The organism is Marinicrinis lubricantis (assembly GCF_042658665.1).
Taxonomy (GTDB): domain Bacteria; phylum Bacillota; class Bacilli; order Paenibacillales; family KCTC-33676; genus Marinicrinis; species Marinicrinis lubricantis.
Map to the genome: position 1 here is coordinate 50323 of NZ_JBHSQV010000035.1, position 14007 is coordinate 64329.

General features: G+C 46.4%; 13 protein-coding genes. 7 read left to right on the forward strand and 6 right to left on the reverse strand.

What is annotated here, in order from left to right; genetic code table 11:
* Nucleotides 1-123 precede the first annotated feature (123 nt).
* Entirely contained in the window at nucleotides 124-501 is a 378-nt protein-coding gene (locus ACFPXP_RS06200; RefSeq protein ID WP_379893340.1) for an ArsR/SmtB family transcription factor, read from the forward strand.
* The gene (locus ACFPXP_RS06205; RefSeq protein WP_379893342.1) at nucleotides 491-2620 is read left to right on the forward strand and encodes a heavy metal translocating P-type ATPase; all 2130 of its coding nucleotides are present in this window, start codon (nucleotides 491-493) and stop codon (nucleotides 2618-2620) included. The genes ACFPXP_RS06200 and ACFPXP_RS06205 overlap by 11 nt, the downstream gene beginning before the upstream one ends.
* An 89-nt stretch (nucleotides 2621-2709) precedes the next feature.
* On the opposite strand, the gene trhO is transcribed toward ACFPXP_RS06205, so the two are convergent.
* The 5 genes from trhO to ACFPXP_RS06230 all read right to left on the reverse strand — a co-directional run bounded on the left by trhO (nucleotide 2710) and on the right by ACFPXP_RS06230 (nucleotide 8854).
* Nucleotides 2710-3681 (reverse strand): oxygen-dependent tRNA uridine(34) hydroxylase TrhO, encoded by a 972-nt coding sequence (trhO, locus tag ACFPXP_RS06210; RefSeq protein WP_379893343.1) that lies wholly within the window; start codon nucleotides 3679-3681, stop codon nucleotides 2710-2712.
* Nucleotides 3682-4011: 330 nt separating this feature from the next.
* Nucleotides 4012-4614 (reverse strand): YqaA family protein, encoded by a 603-nt coding sequence (locus ACFPXP_RS06215; protein ID WP_379893344.1) that lies wholly within the window; start codon nucleotides 4612-4614, stop codon nucleotides 4012-4014.
* A 587-nt stretch (nucleotides 4615-5201) separates the two neighbouring features.
* Nucleotides 5202-6203, reverse strand: coding sequence for an acrylyl-CoA reductase family protein (locus tag ACFPXP_RS06220; protein ID WP_379893345.1), 1002 nt, complete (start codon nucleotides 6201-6203; stop codon nucleotides 5202-5204).
* Between the two features lie 499 nt (nucleotides 6204-6702).
* Nucleotides 6703-8193, reverse strand: coding sequence for an L-arabinose isomerase (araA, locus tag ACFPXP_RS06225; RefSeq protein WP_379893346.1), 1491 nt, complete (start codon nucleotides 8191-8193; stop codon nucleotides 6703-6705).
* A 214-nt stretch (nucleotides 8194-8407) separates the two neighbouring features.
* A complete protein-coding gene (locus ACFPXP_RS06230) occupies nucleotides 8408-8854 on the reverse strand; it encodes a GNAT family N-acetyltransferase (protein WP_379893347.1) in 447 nt (148 codons plus the stop codon).
* Nucleotides 8855-9039: 185 nt separating this feature from the next.
* Here ACFPXP_RS06230 and ACFPXP_RS06235 point away from each other — a divergent pair, with 185 nt between their 5' ends.
* A complete protein-coding gene (locus ACFPXP_RS06235; RefSeq protein WP_379893349.1) occupies nucleotides 9040-9297 on the forward strand; it encodes a hypothetical protein in 258 nt (85 codons plus the stop codon).
* 62 nt (nucleotides 9298-9359) lie between these two features.
* Here the strand turns inward: ACFPXP_RS06235 and gerPC are convergent, their stop codons facing one another.
* On the reverse strand, nucleotides 9360-9938 hold the full coding sequence (gerPC, locus tag ACFPXP_RS06240) for a spore germination protein GerPC (protein WP_379893350.1): 579 nt from the start codon (nucleotides 9936-9938) through the stop codon (nucleotides 9360-9362).
* 149 nt (nucleotides 9939-10087) lie between these two features.
* On the opposite strand from gerPC, the gene ACFPXP_RS06245 reads away from it, so the two are divergent.
* The 4 genes from ACFPXP_RS06245 to ACFPXP_RS06260 all read left to right on the forward strand — a co-directional run bounded on the left by ACFPXP_RS06245 (nucleotide 10088) and on the right by ACFPXP_RS06260 (nucleotide 13913).
* Nucleotides 10088-10777, forward strand: a complete 690-nt coding sequence (locus ACFPXP_RS06245; RefSeq protein ID WP_379893351.1) for a response regulator — start codon at nucleotides 10088-10090, stop codon at nucleotides 10775-10777.
* 233 nt (nucleotides 10778-11010) lie between these two features.
* On the forward strand, nucleotides 11011-11877 hold the full coding sequence (locus ACFPXP_RS06250) for a class I SAM-dependent methyltransferase (RefSeq protein ID WP_379893352.1): 867 nt from the start codon (nucleotides 11011-11013) through the stop codon (nucleotides 11875-11877).
* A complete protein-coding gene (locus ACFPXP_RS06255; RefSeq protein ID WP_379893353.1) occupies nucleotides 11878-12591 on the forward strand; it encodes an RluA family pseudouridine synthase in 714 nt (237 codons plus the stop codon).
* Between the two features lie 11 nt (nucleotides 12592-12602).
* Complete coding sequence (locus ACFPXP_RS06260; RefSeq protein WP_379893354.1) at nucleotides 12603-13913, forward strand: CapA family protein; 1311 nt, start codon at nucleotides 12603-12605, stop codon at nucleotides 13911-13913.
* Nucleotides 13914-14007: the final 94 nt, after the last annotated feature.

Here is a 14007-nt window from a genome sequence, read left to right on the forward strand (position 1 = left end):
TCCTAAGGGATCTGGTGTTTTTTATGCCATTTTCCCTAAACCCAATATTCAAATCTATATTTGAATAAGTAAAAAATTAAGTATATAATCATAATCAAATATACATTTGAATGAAGGTGCGGCATGAGCAATAAAGAAAAGGATTCATGTGAAATATATTGTTATGACGAAACGAAGGTCAACAAGGTAAAGTCTGCGCTGCTTACACAGCGAATCGACCTCATGGCCAGAATGTTCAAGGTGCTTGCAGACGAGACGCGAATGAAGATTGCTTATGCGCTCTGTGAAGAAAATGAACTGTGCGTTTGCGATGTCGCTCATATCATTAGTGCTTCCACGGCAACAGCTTCACACCATCTTCGTACATTAAAGCAGCTCGGGCTGGCTAAATACCGCAAGGAAGGGAAGCTTGTGTTTTATACCCTGGTGGATGACCACATCAGACAGCTTGTACGTCTAGCCTCGATTCATAGTCAGGAGTTGGTTGAAAGTGGCATCTGATACACAGAACCTAGACAAGACGGTATATCGGGTTCAAGGCTTTACCTGCACCAATTGTGCTGGAATCTTTGAGAAAAACGTAAAGAATTTACAGGGCGTCAAGGATGCCAAGGTCAATTTCGGCGCATCCAAAATTACGGTATACGGCAGCACGACCACTCAAGAGCTGGAACAAGCGGGCGCTTTTGAAAATTTAAAGGTGATCCCTGAAAAGGAGCGTTTTGCAGAAAGTAAAAAGCCATTTTGGCGGGAGCACTGGAATGTTCTCGTCTCCGCATTGCTGCTGGCTGTCGGCTTTGGACTCGGGTTACTCTACGATGATTCACTGTCCACTTCTGCGGCTTACGGAGCTGCTATCGTACTCGGCGGTTACGATTTATTTATTAAAGGCTTCAAAAGCCTGGCCAGGCTTCAGTTCGATATGAACACGTTAATGACCGTCGCTATTATCGGAGCCGCACTGATCGGTGAATGGGCGGAGGGCGCAAGCGTCGTGATTCTATTTGCGATCAGTGAAGCGCTGGAACGTTATTCGATGGAACAAGCCAGACATTCGATCCGCTCGTTGATGGATATCGCTCCGAAAGAAGCCCTGATAAAGCGCGGTTCCGAGGAAATGATCATCCACGTCGAGGATATTTCCGTCGGCGACGTCATGATCGTAAAGCCTGGCCAAAAAATCGCGATGGACGGTGTCATACTGAAAGGCGCTTCCACCGTCAATCAATCCGCCATCACAGGCGAATCGATTCCTGTCCCTAAAACAGTGGACGATGAGGTTTTCGCGGGTACATTGAACGAAGAAGGTCTGCTGGAAGTCCTTGTAACGAAAACGTCAGAAGATACAACGCTGTCGAAAATCATTCATCTTGTAGAGGAAGCGCAAGCGGAACGTGCACCTTCACAAGCTTTTGTCGATCGCTTTGCTAAGTATTACACACCTGTCATTATGATTTTAGCGCTATGCACTGCCGTCCTCCCTCCGCTATTTACGAATGCTGGTTGGGGGGATTGGATTTATAGAGGCTTAGCTCTTCTCGTTGTCGGGTGTCCTTGCGCACTGGTCATATCCACACCCGTTTCAATCGTAACGGCGATTGGGAATGCAGCCAAAAACGGCGTCTTGATCAAAGGCGGCATTCACTTAGAGGAATCCGGCCGTCTTGCTGCCATTGCATTCGATAAAACCGGCACATTGACGAAAGGATATCCGGTTGTCACGAACGTAACGATTTATGTCGAACAAGATTTAAGGGAGATTCTCGCTGCAGCAGCCGTACTGGAGAAAGGGTCACAGCATCCTTTGGCATCAGCCATTATCCGCAAGGCGGAGCAGGAAGGTGTGAATTTATCCCTAGAGGCGGATCAATTTCAATCTGTCACGGGAAAAGGCGTGCGAGGAATCATCGGCGGCAAATTATATCGTATCGGCAGCCCTGCTTGGATGATGGAGCTGCTTCCCTCCTGTATGACGAGGGCGATTCAAGAACAGATCAAGACCCTGCAGCATGAAGGAAAAACGGTCATACTGCTGGCTGCAGAACAAGAAATCGCAGCAATGATTGCCATATCCGATGAAATTCGTGAATCGGCCACAGAAGTCATTCATCAGCTTCACAGCATGGGACTAACAACGGTGATGCTTACAGGAGACAATGAAAGAACGGCACAAGCCATCGGACGACGTGTAGAGATCAACGAGATAAATGCGGATCTGATGCCTCAGCATAAGTTGGATGCAATCAAGAAGCTCAGAGAGCGATACGATGCTGTAGCGATGGTAGGTGACGGCGTGAACGATGCTCCTGCGCTTGCAGCAGCGACGGTCGGTATGGCAATGGGCGGCGCTGGAACAGATACCGCTCTGGAAACGGCAGACATCGCCTTGATGGCTGACGATTTGCGCAAGCTGCCCTACACGATCAAGCTCAGCCGAAGAACGCTATCGATCATCAAACAAAATATTGCATTTTCGATCGGCATTAAGCTGATCGCGCTCGCTTTGATCGGTCCGGGCTGGCTGACGCTGTGGATGGCGGTATTCGCAGATATGGGAGCAACGCTTATCGTCACCTTGAACAGTTTGAGGCTGCTGAAGGTACATGATTTGAGACAATGAGCAGCATAAAAAAAAGGACGCGGGGATTCATCCCACGTCCTTTTTCATGTTCATTTTCTGTTTCTATGTCGGAAATCGTATTCTCGGTACTATACCGCCGTATGCTGCTGTGCAGCTTCAATGTTCTGAAGACGCTGCTCTACATCCTGCGGAGACAGACCATGCTCTCGAACGTACAGGTTCTTAGAGTGAACACGGCATTCGTGGCTGCAGCTGCGCATATAAAGCTCCTCATTCTCCTCTGAGCATAGAATTTGCTTATTGCACTCAGGATTCGCACAGTTGACATAACGTTCGCATGGCTCACCCGTAAAGTGATCCTTGCCGACAACAACATGCTCCATCTGATTGATCGGCACACTGATTCTCTCATCGAACACATAGCATTGGCCGTCCCACAACTGGCCCTTGGTATGCTCGTCTTTACCATACGTGACGATGCCACCGTGCAGCTGCGACACATCCTCAAAGCCCTCTTTCAGCAGCCATCCCGAGAACTTCTCGCAGCGTATGCCGCCCGTACAGTAGGTTAAGATTTTCTTACCTTCCAGCATGTGCTTGTTTTCTCGAATCCAATCAGGTAATTCCCGGAACGCATGAATTTCCGGCCGGATCGCCCCTCTGAAATGACCTAAATCATACTCATAATCATTTCTAGCATCAATGACAACCGTATCCTCACGCTGCATATGCTCCATAAATTCCTTCGGTTCCAGATAATTACCGGTGATTTGAAGCGGATTGACATCGTCCTCCAAGCCAAGGCTAACAATCTCCTTACGGTGACGCACGAACATCTTTTTAAAGGCGTGTCGATCGGTTTCATCGATTTTGAATACCATATCCTCGAAACGGGGATCCTGCTTCATCTTCTCCATATAGGCATCTGTTTGTTCTATCGTGCCGGAGACCGTTCCATTCATGCCTTCTGCAGAAATGTGCACGCGCCCTTTTAAACCCAACTGCCTGCAAAACTCCAGATGCTCCGCGGTAAACTGCTCGGGATCATCTATTCTTACATATTTATAATAAAGAAGTACTCGGTACATTGCTGTTTGCATAATAACCACCTTGTATATTGATATAAAATCATCATCCTATTATAGCAGATTTTTTATACTTCAATATATAAAAAGTTAGGAAAAATTTTGACAGTTTGCTCTAAACCACCGGATTACCACGACACCGATCATTCATGGAAAAGTACACAAAAAGGAACTGCCGTGATTTGCAGCCCCTTCACATAACGCTGCCTCGCTTACATCCATTGCATGGTCGTGACAGCAGTGTTGACGTATCGAACGTTGATATGTCGGATCGTTGAGAAAATCCCCTATCCAAGCAAGTGATTCGTTCCTGTACTTTGCTTGAATGGGGCTTCTATTCCTGAGCTATCCGTTCTGGTCCTTAGACTGAACTGCAGCTTGATTCGATGCTTTTCTTTTACGCAGCCAGTGCAGCAGCAGCCATACTGCCGCCAATGCTACACCGATACCTAACATGATATACGTCAGCTGCGCACCAACCATATTTTCTGCAGCCCGTCCGTAAATATAAAACAAGCTGCCGACAACGTAAAACTTAACCGCTCTTCCGATCGCAGCGTATGCCATCAGCTTCCATAAAGGGTATTTCATAAAGCCTGACATGATCGTAAACAATTTAAACGGAATCGGTGTAAAGGAACCGATCAGGATGGCAGCGTCACCGTGCTTGTTGAACAACTCGGTCGCAGAATCCAGCCGTTTCTTTTTCATTAATCGGTTTAAAACAAAATTACCTGCCACCTTGCCGATCAAATATCCGATGGGGGTTCCAATCAAACACCCGACGTATCCAATCGTAGCAAGCCAAAGTGCATCATCCGGATGAAGTGCGCTCAAAGATACTTGAAGAAAAAATGCGGGAATCGGAAAAATGATCGCATCAATCATCGCGTGAAAAAACAATCCTACAGCTCCAAAGCTGCGTAAAAACTCCATTACAGCATCCATTAAACGGTTTACCCTCCCACCTAAAATAGAGGAATTTATAGCTTCTTGCCTTTACTCTTGTTCCTCTTCTATGTTCATTTTTTTGTAAATGTTATGTAATTCTATTCAAAAATAGCAATTCAAGCAGATATTTATTTTTTATTTAGTATCTATTCTGGATCTTATCGCGATCGCACGGAAAAAGAACGAAGGTTACTCAGATCCATTGGACTTACAGTTTGAGGTATATTAGGCGCGGTTACGATGCTGACGATGTTCTTCTGGGGCTCAATATCTCCATGGTGTTCAGTGAGGTGCTGGATACAACCGTTATAGGATACTTGCATATCAATCGGAAGTCCCTATTCAAAATGATGTTCCTAATCCAGAACTACCTTCATAAACGATTTTCATGCCTAAATGGTTTTATTTCATTATAACATTTCTTTATAAAACAAAGGAAAGCTTTTACACTTTTTTATTTAAAAAGTTATCCATCTCAAGACAATGTGTCAGGAGATGTCATAGATAAGGCTCCTAAAAAAAAACCGGGAGTCCTCCCGGTTTTAAGCTATCCTGGTCTCGTTGATATGAAGTTGCGATCTGCGTTATTGACTGGAGACCGCGACAACCGTTCTGCCGATGTGTTTCCCCTCCATCAGTTGATGAAGCGTCTCGGGCAGTTCTTCCAAACGGATTACATTCGTAATGCTGTCTAATGACTCCTCTGGATTCAGATCCCCTGCGATCCGGTCCCACACCTGCAGCCGCTGTTCCATCGGGCAGTACACCGAATCAATACCAAGTAAGCTGATCCCCCTGAGGATGAAAGGATAAACCGTCGCAGATACTTCCGTTCCTGCGGTTAAGCCGCTGGTTGCTACGGAGCCGCCATATTGAACGCAGCTTAATACTGCAGACAGCGACCTGCCTCCAACGGGGTCGACCACCCCTGCCCACCGCTGCTTACCTAGCCCAGGTTTGCTGTCTTCGAGCACGGCCTCTCTCGATATTACCTCGCCAGCTCCAATCCTGTGCAACAGATCATGCTCGCTGGTTTTCCCCGTACTAGCAACCACTTCATAACCCCGCTTGGCGAGCATGGCAACGGCAACACTTCCTACACCTCCACTGGCACCGAGTACGAGCACAGGACCATTAGACGGACTGAGGCCACTGGCCTCCAGCCGGTGTATGGACAAAGCCGCTGTAAATCCTGCCGTCCCAATAGCCATCGCACTTTTTAAAGAAAACCCTTGGGGCAGAGGCACCAACCAATCTCCAGGGACAGACGCGTATTCGCTAAATCCGCCAAAATGGGATACACCAAGCTCATATCCTGTGACCAATACCCGATCTCCCGCTCGATACCGAGGATCCTTGGATCTTACGACGATGCCTGATAAATCGATTCCAGGAATAAACGGGTAGCTTTTAACAATTTTTCCATGAGGCTGAAACGCCAGTCCATCCTTATAATTCACACTTGAATACTCGACATCAATCAGCACATCTCCTTCAGGCAGCATGGAAAAGGGTACCTGCTCTACTTCGTATGTAACCGTCTCTCCCTGTTTTCTAAGAATAAAGGCTCGAAATCGGTCCGGCATGATCCTATCGCTCCTTTCAACGACCATGAATGTCGTCTTCGTTTAACATACCTTGATCCTATTATACCAAACTCACGGATTGCTTCATGTGACATTGTCCACAAATTTGACAAATCTATATGAACTGTGGTAATATTATAAATTGTGATTATCCTCTAACATGTTTCCACGATTCATGTTTTACCTCAAGCCATAATGATATGACAAATTCCCATTTACTCACGAAATTAGGATTTGCTTGTTTTGTGTCACTGATTCACACTGGCGCGGTCATCGGAGCCGCAAGGATGGAAGAGAGGCAGGGCTTTCGTCGTTTTAGAGCACAACTATGGTTTTTTATTTCACCGCAAAATCACATGTTTGGCCGCGGCTGATGATGTGCCAAACCTTATAATAAAGCAAACCCCTATCCAAGTAAATCAAAGCTTGGATAAGGGCAAAAACCCAGAATGAAAAGAAAGCCGACGATCATCGTCGGCTTTCTGCGTATCATTTGATATTATGATAACTTCCAAAACAAATCATTCCATTGAAGCTGATTGCGGAACGAAAGCAGATGGGTATCCTTGTTAATAATCACGCACTCGATACCCGCCATGGACGCCCAGTCCACCAGCTGTTCCGTCGTAACCTTATAGGAAAACACCGTATGGTGAGCACCGCCAGCATAAATCCATGCCTCTGCTGATTCGCTGAGTGACGGTTGAGGTTTCCACAGAACCCGAGCTACCGGAAGATTCGGCATGTCTTCCTTAGGCTGAACCGCATCCACTTCGTTAATGATTAAACGGAAGCGGTTCCCCATATCGATGAGCGATGCATTGACCGCAGCACCATCCCGTCCTTCAAAAATCAGCCGGGCTGGATCTTCTTTACCTCCAATCGACAGCGGATGAACCGCAATTTTCGGCTTACCTGCCGCAATCGTAGGACATACCTCCAGCATATGAGCGCCGAGGATCAGTTCATTGCCCGGTTCAAAGTGGTACGTATAATCCTCCATGAAGGAAGTGCCTTCACCTCCTGCAACCATCTTCATGAGTCTCACGAGCGCCGCAGTCTTCCAATCTCCCTCTCCACCGAAGCCATAGCCCTGCTCCATCAAACGCTGAACCGCCAACCCAGGGAGCTGTTTCATGCCGTGTAAATCTTCGAATGTCGTTGTAAACGCACTAAAGCCGCCTTCCTGTAAGAACGCCTTTAATCCCAATTCAATTTTGGCCTGCTCCTGAACCGATTCCCACAAGGCCGGCGTATTCTTCACCTCGTTTGGAATCTCGTACATTTCCCCGTACTCATTTAGCAGCTGCTTCAGCTGCGTATCAGACACTTCGTTTACTCGCTGGACAAGATCACCAATGCCGTAACCATTAATAGACCATCCGAACTTGATTTGCGCCTCTACCTTATCGCCTTCCGTTACCGCGACTTGGCGCATATTGTCTCCGAAACGGGCTACCTTCAGCGAATAACTCTCCAAATAAGCGGCTGCAGTCTGCATCCACCCGGCAATGCGCTGCTTCACCTGCGCATGCTCCCAATACCCGACAACGACTTTTCTAGCGATACCCATTCGTGTGCCAATAAAACCGTATTCTCTGTCTCCATGAGCCGATTGATTCAAGTTCATAAAATCCATATCAATGCTGTCCCATGGAATATCCTGATTAAATTGCGTATGTAGATGAAGCAGCGGCTTCCGCAGTTCAGTCAGACCGGCAATCCACATTTTTGCCGGGGAAAAAGTGTGCATCCACGTAATGATACCACCACAATTCTCGTCCCCATTCGCTTCCAGGCACAGCTTGCGAATCGATTCCGGCGTAGTTAAAACGGGCTTAAAGACGATGTTAAAAGGAAGTGCTCCGTCTTCGTTCAACCCTTTCACCATCGTCTTCGAATGCTCTTCTACTTCAAGCAGCGTTTCGGGTCCATACAAATGTTGGCTCCCTGTCACAAACCAAAATTCAAAAGCTTTAGTCTTCAGCATATTGATCCTCCTTTGTAAGTAAACGCATTCATGTTTACGAAAGTTGTAAGTACATCTTATAGCAATTATCATGATGAGTCCTTCAGATCATCGAAAAACAATCGTATTGCGAACTGTCTTTTGTTTTCCAACCCCCAACTTGTACGTACAACTCATAGTGTTATCATACCCTCTTTCGCAGTCGATTTCAAGACCATTCTTCCATAGTTTCCTTTCAGACTGTCTCTTTCCACATCATATAATTATCGATCTCGGAAATATACTCTTGAATGCGGTATCCTTTTAACTTGTAGAAACGAATCGCCTTCGAATTCGATCGATCTGCGAAGAGGCATATCCCCTGATACCCCTGATCGGACGCATACTTCTCCGCACGTCTCATCAACCGGCTGCCTAGACCCTTACCTTGAGATGAAGGCTTAACAGCAAGCAGTGAAACCAAAAGTACATTTTGCTCCGGCTTCACGTGAATAAATCCCTGCAGGCGTCCATTCTCTGTCAACACCCATGTCACCCCAACCGCTAAACGCTCCTTCATTTCTTTCAAGCTTACGGAGAGACTTGGCTTGGCTATTTTCGCATACGGAAGCAATGTTTTTCTCACCAAAGCAGTAATCGCTCTGTCATCCTTAGCAGGAATCCGCTTTCTAAATCGCATCATCAGCCCGTCCCCTTCCAACCGATTAAAAAAACATACCATAAGATATGTTCTAAAAAGGTAACGAGGACCTGGCATTCGTCCAAGCTGTCCCATTTTTATGCCTGTAGGTGATTTGTCCAAGCTATCGCCTTCCGACTTACATACGATAAAAGGATTACACAATCATCACCAAAGGAGGTTTTGTCATGAAATTATCAGACGCAAAACCGTTCATCGGAAAAAATATTGTGGCGATGCATCGAAACGGCCAGAAGATTCAAGGCAAGCTTGTTAAAATCCAGGGCCAAAAACTATATATTCAGTCCACAAACAATAAAGTCCAGACGAAAGCTCTGCTTCCTCTGCTGCTCTTTGATGTAGCCGCGATTGAATCACCTTTCTTTTTCGGGGGCGGATTTGGCTATCCTCCATACGGTTTTGGATACGGACCTTTTTTCTATTGATCGCATAATGTACAAGATTGTATAGGACACATCTTCTTTCGGATGTGTCCTTAATTTTCTATTCAAGGCGATTTTCCGAAGGTACGCTTCATATATGTATGTATCGCCGTTTCAATATCCCGTATCACTTTATTGCAAATCTCATCCTCCTCACTGTCAGGCGAATGCATATAATGTCTAATTCTTGCCGGCAATTGGCGGCGTATATCCTCAATAACGGCTTTGCGCTGTTCCTGAGAAAGTGCGCATCCGTATTGGTTCTCCTGCATCATGATCTGTTCGAATGCTTCCTCCTCGAGGTATGTACTGATCTTCCCGCTGACAGCGGCAAATAACGGATCCTCCTGCTGCATCTCCATCTCATCCTGCTGCTTCTGCTGATCAATATACAGATCCTCGATTTGTGAACCCCCATTTGGCGTCATGCCTATGTTGAGCGTCCCTGCCAAGGTGTCGATTTTCAGTTGGTCAAAATGATATTCAATTCGATCAATCTTCGTACCGCCGCTTTGTTCCATCCACTGCTCCATTCGTTCTAAAAGCTGATTCATCTGCTCTTCCAAGCGATTGATTTTCTCGGCTTGCCACATCATATATTTCATTGATTGATACAGCATCGCATACATTTCCTGGATCGTCATTATCACCGCCTCCTCATAGCATTGTATGGAAGAAACCTAACAAATTTGACAACGAACTATAAACTTGCACGAAATGACAAAACATCCCAACTTTCATTGAATTTCCAATACATAATGATTATAATAGGGCTGAAACGAGGTGATTCGACATGACTAGCGAGAAAATTGTTGTCGTTGATGACGAACCGGATATTTTGGAACTGATCACATTATATTTACATAAAGAGGGTTATCAAGTCGTCACCTGCGGACGAGGAGATGAAGTCATCCGAGCCGTGGAAGTTCACCAGCCGGATTTAATTATATTAGATGTGCTTCTCCCAGGAATGGATGGGATTGAAGTTTGCCGTTCTATCCGTAAAATATCCAATGTTCCCATCTTATTTATAAGCTGCAACTATGATGATTTGGATGTCATCCTTGGGCTCGGTGTCGGCGGAGACGATTACATTCCCAAGCCATTCAGCCCGAGTCAATTGGTAGCACGGGTCAAGGCTCACTTAAGACGGAACAATATGAAAGATTCATCGAACAACCACCACGTGTTGAAATTTGACGGACTGGAAATTGACCTGCACAGCCACAGCGTCACAGTCCGGGGCGTAGAAACAACCCTCTCCTCCAAAGAATTCGACCTTCTAGCGCTGCTCGCATCTTCTCCGAAAAAAGTGTTTAAAATCGATCAGCTGTATTCTCAAATTTGGGGATCCGACAGTCTGGGCGATACAAGAACGCTCATGGTGCATATCAGCAATCTGCGCAAGAAAATCGAACCGGATCCGGCGATGCCGCGATTTATTATTACGATCCGTGGTGTAGGGTATAAATTTCAGCCGTAACGAGAAATACTTGCTTCCTAATCCATACATAATAAGCGCTAGATCCTACTTTGAACTGTATCGTTCAAAGTTTTTTTGTCGAACCTGTGCTTAGGATGGGTGTTATAAGATGCTCTAGTTTGAGAAGGCACAGGGTAAACATAAACATATAATTTCGAATGTGATAAAATAAGAGCATCAAAAAATCTGCACTTCGAATGACGATTCGAAGATCAAAGGAAAAGAGGAACAGCATGCTGCAAGCTAAAGATTGGTATGACTACGAATTAATCGACACAGGTGGAGGAGAGAAGCTTGAACGGTGGGGCAAAGTCGTACTGCGACGTCCTGAACCACAAGCGATTTGGCCGATTCAAGACGAGAACGACGCTTGGAAGCAGGTTGCCGGACATTACCACCGCAGCACCTCCGGAGGCGGCCACTGGGAGTTTAATCAGGAGTTGCCGGAAAGATGGAAGATCGGTTACCGGGGATTGAAATTTTACATTAAACCGACGAGCTTCAAGCATACCGGATTATTTCCGGAGCAGGCCGTAAATTGGGGCTGGATTATGGATAAAATTGAGCAGGCCAATCGCCCCATTAAAGTGCTCAATTTATTTGCTTATACCGGCGGGGCTACCGCAGCGGCGGCATACGCGGGTGCAGAGGTATGTCATGTCGATGCGGCAAAAGGGATGGTTCAATGGGCCAAGGAGAATCTTCTGCTTTCCGGTCTCGGGGAACGAAAAGTCCGTTACATTACAGATGACGTGTTCAAATTCGTTCAGCGAGAAATTCGCAGAGGCAGTAAATATGATGCGATCATTATGGATCCTCCTTCCTACGGAAGAGGGCCCAACGGCGAAACGTGGAAGTTGGAAAACGACCTGTTTCGTTTTGTCGAAACGTGTATGAGCGTCTTATCGGACAAGCCGCTGTTTTTGCTGATCAACTCTTATACAGCCGGTATTTCTCCTGCTGTATTGAATAACATAATGACGATGACGCTGAAGCAGCGCTACGGAGGAACATTGACGACAGACGAGGTGGGACTGCCGATTACAAGATCCGGTCTAACCCTTCCTTGCGGCATCAGTGGAAGATGGGAGGCCGAATAAGTGCCGCCGCTTACGATTTTATATGAAGACAACCACTTGCTGTCTGTTGTGAAACCGCCCAATATGCCGACACAGGAGGACAGCACAGGGGATGCGGATCTGCTCAGCGAAGTGAAGAACGATATCAAGGTGCGTCATCAGAAGCCTGGGAACGTATTTGTCGGATTAGTCCACCGCTTGGATCGCCCTGTCGGCGGGGTCATGATTTTCGCCAAAACATCCAAAGCTGCATCCAGATTGTCGGATCAAATTCGAACCCACACGTTCAAGAAGACCTATTTAGCGATTGTCCGGGGGGAGCCTGCTGCGGATAAAGAAGAACTTGTTCATTACTTAAGAAAAGATTCAAAAACAAACACCGTTCATCTCGCAAAACCGCAGGAACCAGACGCTAAAAAAGCCATACTATCCTATGTCAAAGGACCTTCACGGAACGGCCTTACGATCATCGCTGTTCATCTTAAAACGGGAAGACCTCACCAAATTCGAGTTCAGCTTTCGGCCATAGGATTTCCGCTGTACGGCGATCAGAAATACGGTGCCCATGTGAATAAGCCTGGACAGCAAATTGCACTCTGGTCCTCAGAGATCGGCTTCGAGCATCCCACGAAAAAAAGTTGGGAACATATACGTTCCCTCCCTCCTGTGGATGATCCGTGGACGTATTGGACAGAAAGGGAAATGCTGGATCTTCTTCAACAAGCTCCAGAATAGGTGTATAACGCATGAAAAACAAACGAATCTTGACTTGGATCGCATACACTTGCATAATCGTGCTGTTATCAGCATGTATGTCTAGAGCACATGCTCCAAACGAGATAAGCCCGTCGCACGAACAGCAGCATGAGATCGGACAGGAGCCGGTGCAGGAGCCCGAACCGGAACCCGTTGAGCCCGAACCGCAGCCATACTCGTTACGAGCCAGTCTGATCGCCGTCGGGGATATTATGATGCACAGCCCGCAAATTCCTGCCGGGTATGATCCCGTCACAGGCACATATAATTATGATTCTTTTTTTGCTGAAGTAAAAGATATCTTATCAGAGGGCGATTGGGTGTACGGCAATTTAGAAACCCCATTAGCCGGGGAGGATCTCGGCGGTTACTCCGGTTATCCGATGTTCAACGCACCCGATGCTTTAGCGGATTCACTCAAGACAGCGGGCTTCAATATTGTATCTACCGCCAACAATCATTCCATGGACCGTAGAGGACAAGGCGTTCTTCGTACCTTGGAAGCATTGACGGCTAGAGAACTGCTCGCCATAGGTACATACAGCTCGCAAGAGGATCGCGACACGATCCAAATTGTTGAGAAAAATGGCATTTTCATGGCATTTCTGGCTTATACATACGGTACGAACGGCATACCCGTGCCAGACGACCAGACATACCTTGTCAACCCGCTGGATACCGAGCTGATGATCCAAGATATTCATCATGCCAAACAATTAGGTGCTGACGTAGTCACCATAGCGCTTCACTTCGGCAATGAATATGAAAGAAATCCCAACGATCATCAAAAAGAATTGGTGCGGCAGCTCATCCAAGAGGGGGCAGACATTATTCTCGGAAGTCATCCTCACGTCGTTCAGCCCTATGAAGTCATAAGCGTTACAAAGGACGGCACAGAGCGAACGGGATTCGTCATCTACTCTCTTGGCAATTTCATTTCTAATCAAGGACCGGCACAGCAAACACCGAAATATACGGATGTCGGTGTCATCCTGAAGCTGGATATCGCCAAGCATTTTCCGGAACAGACGATCGAGATTGAGCAAGTCAGTGCTATTCCGACATGGGTCCATAAATATCAGACCGATGGAAAGAGACATTACCGAGTACTGCCTCTTCCCAACTATTTGCAATTGCCTGAACGCAGCGATCCGATTCTCACTGCGAGCGATTGGGCGTTGATGAGTGAATATGATGAAGAAATTCATCATCACCTTCGCACGTTTATGAATGTCGATGTGCCTGTAACGCTGCAGCCGGCTCTGCTGACCACAGAGCCAAACATCAGTTTTCAGCCATAAATTCAATTTAATAATTCATTCAAAATCAAAAGCTCCTGTCGAACCTTCCGTTCGTACAGGAGCTTTATTGATCACAATGTCATCGGATGATTGA